General features: G+C 66.2%; 15 protein-coding genes. 8 read left to right on the top strand and 7 right to left on the bottom strand.

Annotated elements, in window-relative coordinates; genetic code table 11:
• Positions 1-202: 202 nt before the first annotated feature.
• The 5 genes from CRJ03_RS18625 to rpsU form a co-directional block, all read right to left on the bottom strand.
• Positions 203-925: an ATP12 family chaperone protein gene (locus CRJ03_RS18625; protein ID WP_104020364.1), complete on the bottom strand. Its 723-nt coding sequence runs from the start codon at positions 923-925 to the stop codon at positions 203-205.
• Positions 922-1,605 (bottom strand): HAD-IA family hydrolase, encoded by a 684-nt coding sequence (locus CRJ03_RS18630; RefSeq protein ID WP_104020365.1) that lies wholly within the window; start codon positions 1,603-1,605, stop codon positions 922-924. Before CRJ03_RS18630 ends, CRJ03_RS18625 begins: the two co-directional genes overlap by 4 nt.
• On the bottom strand, positions 1,602-2,645 hold the full coding sequence (locus CRJ03_RS18635) for an RluA family pseudouridine synthase (protein WP_104020366.1): 1,044 nt from the start codon (positions 2,643-2,645) through the stop codon (positions 1,602-1,604). Before CRJ03_RS18635 ends, CRJ03_RS18630 begins: the two co-directional genes overlap by 4 nt.
• Positions 2,642-3,019 (bottom strand): fluoride efflux transporter CrcB, encoded by a 378-nt coding sequence (gene crcB / locus CRJ03_RS18640; protein ID WP_104020367.1) that lies wholly within the window; start codon positions 3,017-3,019, stop codon positions 2,642-2,644. The genes CRJ03_RS18635 and crcB overlap by 4 nt, the downstream gene beginning before the upstream one ends.
• A gap of 198 nt (positions 3,020-3,217) precedes the next feature.
• Complete coding sequence (gene rpsU / locus CRJ03_RS18645; protein WP_005614280.1) at positions 3,218-3,424, bottom strand: 30S ribosomal protein S21; 207 nt, start codon at positions 3,422-3,424, stop codon at positions 3,218-3,220.
• A gap of 104 nt (positions 3,425-3,528) precedes the next feature.
• Here rpsU and CRJ03_RS18650 point away from each other — a divergent pair, with 104 nt between their 5' ends.
• The 4 genes from CRJ03_RS18650 to CRJ03_RS18665 are packed head-to-tail and all read left to right on the top strand — an operon-like array spanning position 3,529 to position 6,877.
• Positions 3,529-4,218, top strand: coding sequence for a COQ9 family protein (locus CRJ03_RS18650; RefSeq protein WP_104020368.1), 690 nt, complete (start codon positions 3,529-3,531; stop codon positions 4,216-4,218).
• 13 nt (positions 4,219-4,231) lie between these two features.
• A complete protein-coding gene (locus tag CRJ03_RS18655) occupies positions 4,232-5,215 on the top strand; it encodes an NAD(P)H-quinone oxidoreductase (protein WP_104020369.1) in 984 nt (327 codons plus the stop codon).
• 1 nt (position 5,216) lies between these two features.
• Positions 5,217-6,332 (top strand): exo-alpha-sialidase, encoded by a 1,116-nt coding sequence (locus CRJ03_RS18660; RefSeq protein ID WP_165375360.1) that lies wholly within the window; start codon positions 5,217-5,219, stop codon positions 6,330-6,332.
• On the top strand, positions 6,329-6,877 hold the full coding sequence (locus CRJ03_RS18665) for a hypothetical protein (protein ID WP_129590315.1): 549 nt from the start codon (positions 6,329-6,331) through the stop codon (positions 6,875-6,877). The genes CRJ03_RS18660 and CRJ03_RS18665 overlap by 4 nt, the downstream gene beginning before the upstream one ends.
• 46 nt (positions 6,878-6,923) lie before the next feature.
• Here CRJ03_RS18665 and CRJ03_RS18670 read toward each other — a convergent pair whose 3' ends face one another.
• Complete coding sequence (locus tag CRJ03_RS18670; RefSeq protein ID WP_104020372.1) at positions 6,924-7,553, bottom strand: ribonuclease T2 family protein; 630 nt, start codon at positions 7,551-7,553, stop codon at positions 6,924-6,926.
• Positions 7,554-7,687: 134 nt separating this feature from the next.
• On the opposite strand from CRJ03_RS18670, the gene CRJ03_RS18675 reads away from it, so the two are divergent.
• The 3 genes from CRJ03_RS18675 (at position 7,688) to CRJ03_RS18685 (ending at position 11,034) form a co-directional block, all read left to right on the top strand.
• On the top strand, positions 7,688-8,470 hold the full coding sequence (locus CRJ03_RS18675; RefSeq protein ID WP_104020373.1) for a DUF1013 domain-containing protein: 783 nt from the start codon (positions 7,688-7,690) through the stop codon (positions 8,468-8,470).
• A 60-nt stretch (positions 8,471-8,530) separates the two neighbouring features.
• Entirely contained in the window at positions 8,531-9,664 is a 1,134-nt protein-coding gene (locus CRJ03_RS18680; protein WP_104020374.1) for an FAD-dependent oxidoreductase, read from the top strand.
• A 191-nt stretch (positions 9,665-9,855) separates the two neighbouring features.
• Positions 9,856-11,034 (top strand): type III PLP-dependent enzyme, encoded by a 1,179-nt coding sequence (locus tag CRJ03_RS18685; RefSeq protein WP_439126649.1) that lies wholly within the window; start codon positions 9,856-9,858, stop codon positions 11,032-11,034.
• Between the two features lie 102 nt (positions 11,035-11,136).
• Here CRJ03_RS18685 and CRJ03_RS18690 read toward each other — a convergent pair whose 3' ends face one another.
• Positions 11,137-12,534 (bottom strand): aminotransferase family protein, encoded by a 1,398-nt coding sequence (locus tag CRJ03_RS18690; protein ID WP_104020375.1) that lies wholly within the window; start codon positions 12,532-12,534, stop codon positions 11,137-11,139.
• 440 nt (positions 12,535-12,974) lie between these two features.
• Here CRJ03_RS18690 and CRJ03_RS18695 point away from each other — a divergent pair, with 440 nt between their 5' ends.
• Positions 12,975-13,970 carry a taurine ABC transporter substrate-binding protein gene (locus CRJ03_RS18695; protein ID WP_104020376.1) on the top strand — a complete coding sequence of 332 codons (996 nt, stop codon included), beginning with the start codon at positions 12,975-12,977 and terminating at the stop codon, positions 13,968-13,970.
• Positions 13,971-14,008 lie beyond the last annotated feature (38 nt).

A 14,008-nucleotide genomic window follows, 5' to 3' on the forward strand; every position in this document is an offset into this window, starting at 1 on the left:
GTTTACCTCTTCCTGATTGCCCGCTCTTTGAAGAGCGGTTCTTTAGACCCCGCGTTGTCACGAGGCCCGTATGACACTGGATAAGGGGTTCAAACCCCCGACAGTGACCGCGAGTTTGTGTGGATTCACCTCGCGCCGTCAAGACTTTGTTCCGCAAAACCCGGGGTCGGTGCCGCAGGGTTAACGCGCCATGCCGGTGAAATCACCGCGCCCAAAGGGGTCGCGAAAGATCGTGAAAGCGTTTGGCGTTGAAGAAGTCACATTCTTTCTTTCTCGCCACCGCTTCGGCCTCTTCGTCGCTACCCCATTGCTCTTGCTGCCAGGATTCGTCGATGCGCGACGCCCGCCAGAGCGCCTCCAGTGGAGCCTGATCGCGCAGCGCCGCAAGACCGATAACCAGCGAGCCGCTCAGGCAAACGAGATCGTGAAACGCCGTCAACGCCCATATGTCGAGCAGCCGAACCTCCGCGTGCAACCGCTCCAGCGCCGCCGCGTCCTGCGTCACGTGCATGACTCCACTGGTCGTGCGCAGCCGTACCGAAAAGGCCGATTCGGCCCAATCGAGCAGCGGATCCCAGGCCTCTGCCTGCCGCGCGACCAGCTCGGCGGGGCTCTCTGCCCGATAGCACAGCAGGTCGCTGCTGCCATACTCCGCCAGCATCGCGGCCACCTCGGCCTGCTCACGCGCCACCCGGTCGATGGCGGCATTGGCGGCGCGGGTCAGGGGCATGGTCGCGGGCACGATCTCGCCCTCCTGCGCGTCCCACTCGGCGGCAATCTCGCGTGCCAGCGCCTGCGTCGGCACCACCAGTTCGGCCTTGGCGGGCGTGCGCACCGCCCGCCCGTCGAGCCGCACGCCAAAGCCGCCCCCGGCCTCCACGACTTCCGCCGCATTCCAGAATCGTTTGGCTGCCCATTCGCTCATCGCCAAGCCCCCCAGTCATCCATAAGCGCCGCCGCAAGCTGGCCAAAGTCGTCCACCAGCCGCGCGGCGCCATCCAGTGCGTCGGCGCGGTGATAGCCCCATGTCACGCCGATTCCGGCGATCCCGGCGGCCCGCGCCATCTCCATGTCATAGCTCGTGTCGCCGATCATCACCGCGTCTTGCGGCGCGACACCCGTCTCGGCCAGCGCCGCGTGCAGCATCGCGGGATGCGGCTTGGAGGGGTGATGATCTGCCACCTGCCTGGTGACGAAATATCCCTCCAGCGCATGCCCCTCCACCAGCTTTGCCAGCCCGCGCGCCGATTTGCCGGTGGCCACGCCCAAGAGCAGCTCGGGCACCGCGCGCAGCGCGTCCAGGGTCTCGCGCGCTTGCGGGTAGAACGGTGAGGAGGTGGCCACCGCCTGCCCGGCCCGCAGTTTCATGTAGGCCGACTTGTAGCCCTCCACGATCTCGCGCCTCGCCGCGTCCGGAAGGTGCGGCGCGAGCCGCGCCACCGCCACGTCGAGCGACAGACCGACGATCCCGAGGATCGTCTCGCGCGCAGGCGCGGCCTCACCCACGGCGGCGAACCCTTCGTACATCGCGGCGAGGATATCGTTCTGGCTGTCCACCAGCGTGCCATCCACGTCGAAAATCACGAGGCGCAGCCGCCCGCTCATACGAGATCCTCGAACGGGTCCTCCGGCGCCTCGGAGGCCTGCCATTGAAACAGGTCCCATGTCCGCGCCATGTGCGCGGGCAGCGGCGCGGTCAGGTGCAAGATCGCCCGTGTCACCGGGTGCTCGATGGTCAGCGAACGGGCGTGCAGGTGCAGCTTGCGGCTCACTTCGCCGCCAAGTTGCGCGCCCCAGCCATCACCGAGATTCTCCTGCCCCGAGCCGCCATACTTGCCGTCGCCGATGATGGGATGCCCGATCTCGGCCATGTGGGCGCGCAACTGGTGGGTGCGCCCGGTAACGGGGGTGAGCGCCATCCACGACACGCGCCCGCCGGCGTTCTCGATCATCGCGTAATCGGTGGTGGCCGCCTTGGCGCCGGGCGTGCCGGCCACATCGCGCGGGTGCAGGCAATGCATCTTCTCGCCCTCGCCGCCCGCGCCATGCCCCGGTGCCTTGACGAGACCATAACGCACCGTGCCCACGCGCGGGCTCGGCGCGCCGGCCACCGCGGCCCAGTAGATTTTGCGCGTGGCGCGGTGCCGGAACGCCGCCGTCAGCCCCTTGGCGGCCTCGCGGCTTCGCGCCAGCAACAGCACGCCAGATGTGTCCTTGTCCAGCCGGTGGACGAGGCGCGGCTTGTCTTCCGCACCAAAGCGCAGCGCCTCGGCCAGCCCGTCCACGTGCCGCACCTGTCCGCTGCCGCCCTGCACCGGCAGGCCCGGCGGCTTGTTGAGCGCGATCACGTGATCGTCGCGGTAGATGACGCAGGCGCGGATCATCGCGGCATCGGCATCGCTGATGCGCGTCGCGTCCGGCGCGGGCCGCGTGCCGGGATCGGGGATGGGGGGAATGCGCACGCTCTGCCCCTCCTGCAGCCGGGTCGCGGACTTTACCCGTCCGCCCTCTACCCGGAGCTCGCCCTTGCGGCACATCTTTTCGATCTGGCCTTGCGTCAGGTGCGGAAACTGCCGCCGCAGCCAGCGGTCGAGCCGCTGATCGCCCTCGCCCGGGGCCACGCTGCGCGTCTGGACCCCGCTCATGTCACCACCGCCCGCATCGCCCAGGCCCCGAGCGCGACCGCCGCCAGCGACAGGACCACCGACAGCCCGACATAGGACAACGCCGCGCCCATCGCACCCCGCTCATAGAGCGTCAGCGCCTCCAGCGAGAAGGTCGAGAACGTGGTGAACCCGCCCAGGATGCCGGTGACAAGGAACGGGTTGAGATGGTCGAAACCGCGATGGAACGAGAGCACGACCAGCGCACCGATGAGGAACGAGCCCAGCACGTTGACCGTCAGCACCCCCAGAGGAAAGCCGGGGGACGCGACCCGCGCCATACCCAGGGTCACCCCGAGGCGCAGCACCGCGCCCAGCGCGCCGCCAGCGGCCACCTGGAGAATGGTCATCATCATGGCGCGGTGTCTCGCGCGGGGCCCCGGGGTTGTCAAGCGCGCTGCGCGCCGACCGCTCCATGGCACCGACGGAATACCGACGCGATACCGACAGAATACCGACACCGGAAAATGGCCTCCCCCCAAAACGACAAACCCCCGAAGCATCCGCCCGGGGGTCGTCTTTTTCGTGTCACGAGTGAGTCGCGGCGGACGCGCTCAGAGCAGACCTTCGCGCTGCGCTTTCTTGCGTGCCAGTTTCCGGGCACGGCGAATCGCTTCGGCCTTCTCGCGCGCCTTTTTCTCGGACGGTTTCTCGAAATGCTGCTTGAGCTTCATTTCGCGGAAAACGCCTTCGCGCTGCAATTTCTTCTTCAGGGCACGGAGCGCCTGATCGACATTGTTGTCGCGAACACTAACCTGCATGTGGTGTCACCACCTTCCCAAGTTGAAGTTGCAATAAGTTGCAGGAAATGGCCGTATAGCAAAGCGTCCCTGGCTTGTCTAGGGTGCCCGAAAGGGGGAATCCGATGCCCGATACCGATGTGAAAACCCGCCTTCTGGAGGCCGCCAAACCGCACGTACCCTTCGACGGGTGGAGCGAGACAACCCTGCGGCTGGCCGCCGCCGAGGCGGGGATTGACCGCGCGATGGTCGATGCCGTCTGCCCGCGCGGCGCGGTAGACCTCGCACTCGCCTTTCACGAGGCGGGCGATGCCGCGATGGTCGATGCATTGCAGGCCGCCGATCTCGGCGCGATGCGGTTTCGCGACCGGGTGGGTTTTGCCGTGCGCACCCGGCTCGATCTGGTCGAGGATCGCGAACTTGTGCGGCGCGGCATGACGCTTTTTGCCCTGCCCCAGCACGCCCCCGACGGCACCGGCGCCCTGTGGCGCACCGCCGATCGCATCTGGACGGCGCTGGGCGACACGTCGCGCGACATCAACTGGTATACCAAGCGCGCCACGCTCTCGGGCGTCTACGGCGCGACCGTGCTCTACTGGCTCGGAGACCAGAGCGAGGGACAGGCGCGGACATGGGAATTCCTCGACCGCCGCATCGACGACGTGATGCAGATCGAAAAGGTCAAGGCAAAGGCCCGCGAGAACCGGCTCGTCTCTGGCCTGATGGCCGGACCGCTTGGCTTCCTCGGGCGCTTCAAAGCCCCCGGGGACCGGCAACAAGCCGGGATGCCGGGCCGGTGGCGCACACCGAACTGAAGAAAGGCAAGACATGACAAAGACGATGACGGCGGTCGAAATCGCCGAACCGGGCGGCCCCGATGTGCTGCGCGCCACCACCCGCCCGGTGCCGGAGCCAGCGACGGACGAGGTTCTCATCCGGCTCAAATGGGCCGGCGTGAACCGGCCCGACGCTCTGCAACGCGCAGGGATGTACGCGCCGCCGCCCGGCGCGTCGGACCTGCCCGGGCTCGAGGGCGCGGGCGAGATCGTAGCCTGCGGCGCGGGCGTGAGCGACCTCGCCGTCGGCGACAAGGTCTGCGCGCTCTTGCCCGGCGGCGGCTATGCGCAATACGTGACCACCCCGGCGGCACATTGCCTGCCCGTCCCCGCAGGAATGGAGTTGCGCGAGGCCGCCTGCCTTCCCGAGACCTTCTTTACCGTCTGGTCCAACGTTTTCGGGCGCGGGGCACTCAAGGGCGGCGAGCGGTTCCTCGTGCATGGCGGCTCTTCGGGCATCGGCACCACCGCCATCCAACTGGCCCACGCCTTCGGCGCGCGGGTCTTTGCCACCGCCGGATCGGCCGAGAAATGCGCGGTCTGCGAACGCCTGGGAGCGGAGCGCGCGATCAATTACCGAGAGGAGGATTTCGTCGAGGTGCTGCGCGCGGAGGGCGGGGCCGACCTGATCCTCGACATGGTCGGCGGCGATTACCTGCCGCGCAACGTCAAGGCGCTGGCCGATGACGGGCGGCTGGTGCAGATCGCGTTCCTGCAAGGCCCCAAGGTGGAATTGAACTTCGCGCAGGTAATGATGCGCCGCCTGACGATCACCGGCAGCACTCTGCGCCCGCAGAGCGACCTCGCCAAGGCGCGCATCGCCGAAGGGCTGCGCACACATGTCTGGCCGTTGATCGAGGCGGGGCGCGTTGCGCCGGTGATGGATTCCGAGTTCCCGCTGGAAGAGGCGGCGGCCGCCCACGAAAGGATGGAATCGAGCGCGCATATCGGCAAGATCGTCCTCAGGGTGGACTGACTTGGACTTGGTCCCGCTGGCTATCCTCGCGCTCGCCGCGCTGAGCCTCGGCCTGAGCGCGGTGGCGATCCGGCGCGACAGGCCGCTGTGCTGGCGCTTCGCGGTGCCCGACCCGCTCCCCGAAACGGGCAATGGGCGGTTCTGCACCGTTCTCGACCATCGCCCCGAGACCGGGCAGGCGCATGCGCCCGCAATCGTGCCACGCGAAGATGGCGTTTCGGTGCTCTGGTTCCAAGGATCCGCCGAGGCGCAACCGGACGTGGATATCTGGGGCGTGGACTTGCGGCGGCAAGGTGACACGTGGCAGGCATCGGAGCCCGAGCCACACCTCACCCGCAAAGGCCTTGGACGTGCGCTGGCGCCGCATCAGCTTGTCGTGACGCTGGGCAACACGATGTCGCATGACGGCACCCCTGGGCACCTGCTGGCGACCGTGGTCTCGGTGGGGGGATGGGCGATGGCGGCCATCGCCGATGTCACGATGTCGCGCGACGGGCCGGTGACGGCAAGCAAGCTCGACCTGTCGCCGATCCTCAACCGGTCCTTTCTCGTGAAATCGCCGATGCTGGCCTATGAAGACGGAAGCTACGCCCTGCCCGCCTATTTCGAGATGGGGCCGACCTTCGGCGCACTGGTCCGCTTCGACGATGCGGGCCGCGTGCGTGACCGGCGTTGGATGCGCAGCCGACGCGCCAAGGTGATCCAGCCGATGATCGTGCCACTTGACGCGCAGCGCGCGCTGGCTTTCCTGCGCGATTTCGACCGCAGCGATGCCCTCTGGCTGAGCCGTACCGAAGATGGTGGGCAGGACTGGAGCGCGCCAGAACCCACAGGCCATTACAACCCGAGCGCTCCGGTGGCGGCGCTTTCGCTGGGCGACGGTCGACTCCTGATGGCCGCGAATGCCGATCCCGCCGCGCCCGATGCGCTGATCCTGTCGGTGTCGGACGACGAGGGCACGAGTTGGCGCGAGATTCACCGGCTTACGGGCCCGGGCGCGCTGCGCTACCCGATGCTGCGCCGGGTGGGCGGCGAGATCGTGCTGGTTCATTCCACCGGCGGCAAGCACGGTGTCGCGGCACATGTATTCGACGCGGCATGGGTGGCAGCGCGATGAGAGCGACGTTGGATCACATCGCGCTGGCGATCGTGTTGGGCTGGATGGGCTTCGCGCTGGCGGGTCTCGTGGCAGGGCCCGCGCTCGCGAGCATCGCCGGGGGCATGGTGTCGGCGCTGGTTCTGGTCCTGCAACGCAGCACCCCGGTGGCCGGGGCGATGGCGCTTCTGTCGCCCTTGGGCGTGATGCTGCCCGCACTTGCCCTGCGCGATGTGTCGGCGGCATGGGGGCTACCCGTACTGCCGTTCGGCACGGTAGAAATCTCCGTGTTCCTCGCCGCCTATGCCGCCTTTCTCGCCTCGGCGATGGGTCTGTTGCCGGTCGATCTCTACCGGCTTGGCTACGCCCCCCGGCCAGTGGCGGCGATGGTACTGATCGTGTGTGCCTACGGGCTCGTGGCGGGCTCACTATTCCTGCCTCTGGTGGCCGTCACCGGGCAGGTGCTGTGGGTTGCCGGGCTGGGCAGCAGCAACTGGTTCGATCACGTCCTCCATGCGATGCTGATGCCGGTGGCGGTGGTGGTGCTCCTGATGCAGGTCTTTTGACCGGTCGCGACGGCCGGATTTCGAGTCTTTTCAGCAAGAAGAAGCGTTATCGAACGGGATCAAGCAGCGCATCCCGCATCGCGCAGTCGCGGACCACGTCGCGACCGCAGGGCACCGGCTCCAGCGATTTCGTGAGACACAACCGCGCCTCCTGGATGCGGCCCGCGCGGCAGGTGATGGTGAGCATGTCGCGCTCCCAGCCCGGGTTCGCCTCCAGAAATGCCTCTTCCACGACGCGCGCGGGCAGTTTCACTGGACGATCGAGCGTGCGAAAGACCTCCGGGCGGTTGACCTGCGCATAGGCGCGCCGGGCCAGCGCAAAGTAATCCTCTGGCGACAGGCCCGAACAGGTCCCGTGCTTTTTCCACTGGTGCCACGCGAGACCGGGCGCGCCCATGATATCGGCCATGCCGGCGGTCATGCCACGCGAGGGCGGTCGGTGCGCGCTCTGGCAATGCGCGGGCCATCCCCGGTGATATTGCGGCCACAGCCCGTGAAGCACCCAGCCATGCTCTTGCGCACATTGCGCGGCCCCGCGTTCGCGACCCTCGAGCGCGCACCACGTGGGCGACCAGCTCAGCGACAGCACGTAGTAATCGAACACGCCCGCGCGGTCGGCCCGCGCCGGAAGTGCGGCCAGCAATAGCACCGCTGTCAGTCGCACGAGAGAGCGCATTCTTGCTCTTTCCTTTTCAGCCCGGGTTGAGTATATGGCACGGGATTTCCCCGACAATGGAAACTCGTCCCGGTCGTGCCGGGACCGCCCTCGCCGGGCGCCGAAAAAGACGTGAGTGAAGGAGACGTGGCATCATGTCCAAGCCAATCATGACCAAGGCCACCGCCGTCTGGCTGGTGGACAACACGACGATCAGCTTCAAGCAGATCGCGGATTTCTGCGGGTTGCACGAGTTGGAGGTGCAGGGCATCGCCGATGGCGACGTCGCCACCGGCGTCAAGGGATTCGACCCGATTGCCAACAACCAGCTGACCACCGAGGAAATCGCGCGGGCCGAGAAAGACCCTGCGCACAAGTTGCGGCTCAAGTTCAACGCCGCAGCACAGGGCGAGGAAAAACGCCGAGGACCACGCTACACGCCACTGTCGAAACGGCAGGATCGGCCCAACGCGATCCTGTGGCTGGTCAAGTTCCACCCCGAGCTTGCCGACAGCCAGATCGCGCGGCTTGTTGGCACCACCAAGCCCACGATCACCTCGATCCGCGAGCGCACGCATTGGAACATCGCCAACATGCAGCCCGTCGATCCGGTGGCACTCGGACTGTGCAAGCAGAGCGAGCTTGACGCCGCCGTGCAAAAGGCCGCCGAGAAAAAAGCGGCCGAGGGTGCGGCAATGAGCGATGACGAGCGTCGCAAGCTCCTGAGCACCGAGCAGAGTCTCGGCGGCGATACCGAGCCGCGCATCCCGACGGCGATCGAGGGGCTGGAAAGCTTTACCCTCTCCGGTGACCCGGACGCGGACGACAAGCAACGCGACAAGTTCGATGCCGACAGCTTGTTCAACCTGCCCTCCGATTCCGGGGACGAGGAGGACGAGGACGAGGACGCCAACAAAGACGAGGACAACCACCGCTGAGCGCTCAGTGCTGCCCGGCATCGACGCGCCGGGCGTGACAGGCGGCGGGGAGGACGGATCATGCGTATCGCCGTGATCGGGCGGGGTCTCATCGGTGCGGCAGCCGCGCGCCACCTCGCGCGCGCTGGGCAGGATGTTGTTCTCATTGGCCCGGACGAGCCGCCCCGGATGGCGGATCATCACGGCGTCTTCGGCAGCCATTACGACGAGGGCCGCATCACCCGCAGCCTCGATCCTGACCCGTTCTGGAGCCGGGTGAGCCACGCCTCGATCGCGCGCTATACCGAGATCGAGGCGCAAGCCGGTATCTCCTTCTACACCGAGCGTGGTGTGGTCATGGCAGGCCCCGAGGGCAGCCGCGCGATGGAGTGTATCGGCGCGGTTGCGGCGCGCGACGGAATCGAATGCGACCGTCTTGACGATGTGGAGCTTGCCAGACGCTTTCCCGATTTCCACTTTTCACCCGGCACCATGGGCTGGCACGAGCCACGCCGCGCCGGTTTCATCAGCCCCCGCCGCCTGGTTGCCGCGCAGACACGCGCGGCGGAACGCGCGGGTGCACAGGTGATCGCGGCGCGTGTGCTGGCATTCGACGAGGGAAACGACGGGATAACGATCCGTCACGAAGCCGGCCAAACCGAGGCGGCGCGCGTCCTTGTCGCGGCGGGAGCCTATACCGGCGCGCTGACCGGCGGGGCGGTGCCGCTGACGGTGATGGCGCGCACGGTGGCGTTCTTCGAGGTGAGCGAGGCCGAGGCGGCGCGACTGAGCGCGCTGCCACCGCTCATTTACCTCCACGCACATGGCGATGGCCCCTACCTGCTGCCGCCGATCCGCTATCCCGATGGCCGCTGGTATCTCAAGATGGGTGGCGATTCAGTAGATCGCCCGCTCGGTTCTCCCACCGAGATCGGCGACTGGTTCCGCTCGGGCGGCAACCCGGAGGTAGCGCGCGACCTCAATGAGCAGATCCGCGCGCGGATGCCCGGGCTGCAAGTCACGGCCACGCATCACGCCGCCTGTGTGACGAGTTTCACCCCCGAGGACCAGGCGCGCATCGCCATGTTATCCGACCGTGTCGGCGTGGCGACGGCTGGTTGCGGGCGCGGCGCCAAATGCTCGGACGAGCTTGGGCGTCTCGGGGCGGAAGCGATTCTCGGACATACCCTGCCCCGCCCGGCACAGGCGGATTGAACACGGGCGCATAGATTCTTTTGCCCGACCCGAGAAATGTCTTGCGTGGTCCGCTAGCCGGCCCTATCTGCCCCGAGATAGACGCCAACGCACGCGCCTCTGGCCGGTGGTCCTGCCGCCCGTGTTTACGTAGCGACGGTAACGTCTCCTTTTGGAACTGTAAGGGCTGAATGCCCGGGTCTTGATCGGAGATGACCATGAACGCCTACGTAACGCCCTTTGCGGGCCGCGACGCCATTGCTTCGCCCTCCCCCCTCGTCGATTTCATCCGCTCCAACACCTTCGACCGCCCGACGCTCGTGCTGTCGCGGGACGTCGTGGCACAGAATTACCGCGCGCTGAAATCCGGGCTGGGCCGCGCCGATATCCATTACGCGGTCAAGGCCAACCCGGCTCGCGAAGTGATCGAGACGCTGATCGCCGAGGGCGGACGCTTCGACGCCGCCTCGCGCGGCGAGATCGAGCTGTGCCTGGGCCTCGGAGCGAAACCCGAGCATATTTCCTTTGGCAACACGGTGAAGCGTGCCAGCGACATCGCCTTTGCCCATGCTGCGGGGATCACCCTCTTCGCCGCCGATGCCGAGATGGAGATCGACAAGATCGCCGAGCACGCGCCGGGCGCACAGGTCTATATCCGGCTGCTGGTCGGCGCGACCGGGGCCGACTGGCCGCTCAGCCGCAAGTTCGGCTGTGCGCCGGAGCGTGCCGTCGCCCTGATGGATCAGGCCGCCTCGTTGGGCCTTGAGCCGGTTGGGCTGTCCTTTCATGTCGGCAGCCAGACCCGCCGGGCGGAGATGTGGCGCGACACGCTCGACCAGGTGGACGCAGTCTGGACCGAGGCGCGTGCCGCGGGGCATGCGCTGTCGCTCATCAATATCGGCGGCGGGTTCCCGGCTTTTTACGGCGACGAGATCGCCTCGCCCGGGCGCTATGCTGCCGACGTCATGATGATGGTCGAGCAACGCTTTCCCGGGGCTGCCCGCGTCATGGCCGAACCGGGGCGCGGCATGGTGGCCGAGGCCGGCATGATCGCCGCCGAGGTACTACTGGTCAGCCGTAAATCCGACGCTGACCTGTGCCGCTGGGTCTATCTCGATATCGGTCGCTTTTCCGGGTTGGCCGAGACCGAGGGCGAGGCGATCCGCTACCCGTTCCTGACCGATCGCGATCACGAGGCGACCGGGCCCTGCATCCTTGCCGGGCCGTCCTGCGACAGCGCCGACGTCCTTTACGAAAAGCGTCCCGTGGCCCTGCCGGTCGGGCTGCGCGCCGGGGACCGGATCGTCATCCGTTCATGCGGGGCCTACACGTCGAGCTATTCCTCGGTGGGCTTCAACGGGTTCCCGCCGCTGGATGTGATGGTGATCTGACGACCGCCATGCGCCGGAAACTTAAAAGTTTCCGGTCCGGAATTTTTTGAAAATTCCGGCTCCGTCTCGCCCCGAAACCTGTGTTTCGGGGCGATTTGGATTTTATGCGAACACGCGGGTCAGCGCCGCGTCGGTGGCCGTGATGATCTGGTCGATGTCATCCTTGGTTGCGATGAGCGCAGGCGAATAGCACAACGTGTTGTTGAAGCCCGGCAACGAGCGGTTGGTCGCGCCAATCACCACGCCACCCGCCATGCAGTCGGCGACCACGGCCTGCACCATCTTTTCGGCCGCCGGCTCCTTGGTCGCACGATCCGCCACCAGTTCCGCGCCGAGAAACAGCCCCTTGCCACGCACATCGCCGATCACCGCGTGCTTGTCCTGAAGTGCGCGCAGCTGGTCGAGCATGTAGTCGCCCATTGCATTGGTGTTCTCCAGCAGGCCCTCTTCCTCGATGATCGCCATGTTCTCGAGCGCCGCGGCAGGCCCCGCCGTGCAGCCGCCGAAGGTGGAGATATCGCGGAAATAGTTCATCGGGTCGGTGGCGTCGTCCTGAAAGAGATCAAAGACCCGCTCATTGGTCACGCAACAGGCAATGGCAGCGTAGCCGGAGGCCACCCCCTTGGCCATGGTCACGAAATCGGGCTCGACCCCGTAATGCTGATAGCCGAACCATGTGCCGGTGCGTCCAACGCCGCACACCACCTCGTCGATATGCAGGAGGATGTCGTACTTGCGGCAGATCTCCTGAACGCGGGGCCAGTAGCCCTCGGGCGGCACGATGACACCGCCGCCCGCCGTCACCGGCTCGAGGCAGAGCGCGCCCACCGTATCGGGGCCTTCACGCAGGATCACCTCCTCGATCGCGTTGGCGGCAGCCGCGCCATAGGCTTCGCCCGCCAGATCCCATTGCGCGCGGTACTCGAGACAATGCGGCACCCGCACGAAACCGGGTGTGTAGGGGCCGTATTGCGCGTTGCGCTCGTCCTGACCGCCCGCCGACAGACAGGCAATGGTGGTGCCATGATAGTCGCGGTCGCGGTAGAGGATCTTGTGCTTATTGCCACCATACCGCTTGTGCGCGATCTGACGGACCATCTTGAAGGCCTTCTCGTTCGCCTCAGAGCCCGAGTTGGTGTAGTAGACCCGGCTCATCCCCGGCATTTTCGAGATCAGCTTTTCCGAGAACATCGCGCCGGGGATCGACCCGGCGGAGCCTGCGAAATAGGGCAGTTGAATGAGCTGGTCCCGCACCGCATTGGCAATCCGCTCGCGCCCGTAGCCCACGTTGACCGTCCAGACCCCGCCCGAGACCGCATCGATATGCTCGCGGCCCTTCTGGTCCCAGACGCGCATGCCGCGCCCCTCGACGATGATGCGCGGATCGGCCTTTGGATCGGGGCCGGTCCACGGTGCGTGCTGGATCAGGTGATGCCAGACATGGGCGCGGTCGGCCTCGACCACGTGGCTGATATCGTTGTCGCGAAGTTTTCCATCCATGTCGTCACTCCTTCATCAATCGCGCACAGCCGCACGCCGGATGCGGGGCTGGGCATCAGCGGTCTATCTCAAGACCCGATGTCGCCTCAATCGCAAGCGTTCGAATAGGTCCAAAAATAGGCATTCGATATGTCCAAAATATCCGGCGGCAAATCAATATTCTCGCCAAAATGCTGAAAAACAGCCCAAATTTCCGCATGACACCACCGTGCGCCCCTCTATCCACCTAATCGAAAATCTCTTTTCCAACTTACTGAAATCTCCGTAGGCTCGGGAATATGGCGTTGATCGGCGAACAGCTATCGGGTTGACTTTGCGCTGCGGCGAGCACGTCAGCCGCGACCGACGCCTGAACGACAAGCGGCACAGACCGCGAAGACCAACTGGCAGAAAAGCGGGGACAAGCCCCGCACAACATGACCAACGGGAGATAGACAGACATGACACTCAGGGCGAAACTCCTCTCCGCCGTGACCGGCGCTACACTGATGGGCGGCGCGGCCGGCGCACAGGAACTCAATGTGGCGTATTTCCTCGAATGGCCGATGCCGTTCCAGTATGCCAAGGAAACCGGCATGTACGAAGAAGCACTCGGCATGGAAGTCAACTGGCGCGCCTTCGACACCGGCACCGCGATGAGCGCGGCGATGGCCTCGGGTGACATCCACCTGTCGGTCAGCCAGGGAGTGCCGCCCTTTGTGGTCGCGGTCAGCGCCGGGCAGGATCTGCAAATCGTGGACGTGGCAGTGAGCTATTCCGACAACGACAACTGCGTCGTGGCAGAGGCGCTGGAGATCGACAAGGACAGCGCCAAAGAGCTTGAAGGCAAGAAGGCCGCCGTGCCGCTCGGCACCGCCGCGCATTACGGCTTCCTCAAGCAGATGAGTCATTTCGGCATCGACGTCTCGACCATAGACGTGGTCAACATGGCGCCGCCGGAGGGCGCGGCGGCGATCGCGCAGGGCGCGGTCGACCTGTTCTGCGGGTGGGGCGGCTCGCTGCGCCGCGCCAAGGAGCACGGCAACGTGCTGCTGACCGGTCAGGAGAAGGAAGACCTCGGGATTCTCGTCTTCGACGTGACATCGGGCCCGGCCGATTTCGTCGTCGAGAATTCCGACATCGTGGCCAAGTTCCTCGCCGTGACCGCCGAAGCCAACGCCATGTGGGCCGACCCCGCCAACCGCGACGAGATGCTGCCGGTGATCGCCAAGGACAGCGGCATGGATGTCGACTCGACTGCGGCCACCATTGACACCTTTGTCTTCCCACCCGTGGACGAGCAACTGTCTGCAAAATGGCTCGGCGGCGGCGCGCAGGATTTCATGAAGGGCGTGGCCGACGTGTTCGTCGAGGCGGGCAGCATCGACGGGGCTCTCGATACCTACGAGAACAACGTCAATATTGGCCCGCTTCAGCAGGCGGCCGGCGGCTCCTGATCCGCTTTCTCCCCGCACGGGCCGGCGCCTTTCGCGCC

This window comes from Roseovarius nitratireducens, assembly GCF_002925845.1.
Lineage (GTDB): Bacteria > Pseudomonadota > Alphaproteobacteria > Rhodobacterales > Rhodobacteraceae > Roseovarius > Roseovarius nitratireducens.

Excerpts from the sequence above, each read along its gene's own strand:
- CRJ03_RS18635 (WP_104020366.1), bottom strand. The coding sequence starts at position 2,645 with ATGAGCGGGGTCCAGACGCGCAGCGTGGCCCCGGGCGAGGGCGATCAG.
- crcB (WP_104020367.1), bottom strand. The coding sequence starts at position 3,019 with ATGATGATGACCATTCTCCAGGTGGCCGCTGGCGGCGCGCTGGGCGCG.
- CRJ03_RS18630 (WP_104020365.1), bottom strand. The coding sequence starts at position 1,605 with ATGAGCGGGCGGCTGCGCCTCGTGATTTTCGACGTGGATGGCACGCTG.
- CRJ03_RS18695 (WP_104020376.1), top strand. The coding sequence starts at position 12,975 with ATGACACTCAGGGCGAAACTCCTCTCCGCCGTGACCGGCGCTACACTG.
- CRJ03_RS18625 (WP_104020364.1), bottom strand. The coding sequence starts at position 925 with ATGAGCGAATGGGCAGCCAAACGATTCTGGAATGCGGCGGAAGTCGTG.
- CRJ03_RS18675 (WP_104020373.1), top strand. The coding sequence starts at position 7,688 with ATGTCCAAGCCAATCATGACCAAGGCCACCGCCGTCTGGCTGGTGGAC.
- CRJ03_RS18655 (WP_104020369.1), top strand. The coding sequence starts at position 4,232 with ATGACAAAGACGATGACGGCGGTCGAAATCGCCGAACCGGGCGGCCCC.
- CRJ03_RS18690 (WP_104020375.1), bottom strand. The coding sequence starts at position 12,534 with ATGGATGGAAAACTTCGCGACAACGATATCAGCCACGTGGTCGAGGCC.
- rpsU (WP_005614280.1), bottom strand. The coding sequence starts at position 3,424 with ATGCAGGTTAGTGTTCGCGACAACAATGTCGATCAGGCGCTCCGTGCC.
- CRJ03_RS18670 (WP_104020372.1), bottom strand. The coding sequence starts at position 7,553 with ATGCGCTCTCTCGTGCGACTGACAGCGGTGCTATTGCTGGCCGCACTT.
- CRJ03_RS18685 (WP_439126649.1), top strand. The coding sequence starts at position 9,856 with ATGACCATGAACGCCTACGTAACGCCCTTTGCGGGCCGCGACGCCATT.
- CRJ03_RS18665 (WP_129590315.1), top strand. The coding sequence starts at position 6,329 with ATGAGAGCGACGTTGGATCACATCGCGCTGGCGATCGTGTTGGGCTGG.
- CRJ03_RS18650 (WP_104020368.1), top strand. The coding sequence starts at position 3,529 with ATGCCCGATACCGATGTGAAAACCCGCCTTCTGGAGGCCGCCAAACCG.
- CRJ03_RS18680 (WP_104020374.1), top strand. The coding sequence starts at position 8,531 with ATGCGTATCGCCGTGATCGGGCGGGGTCTCATCGGTGCGGCAGCCGCG.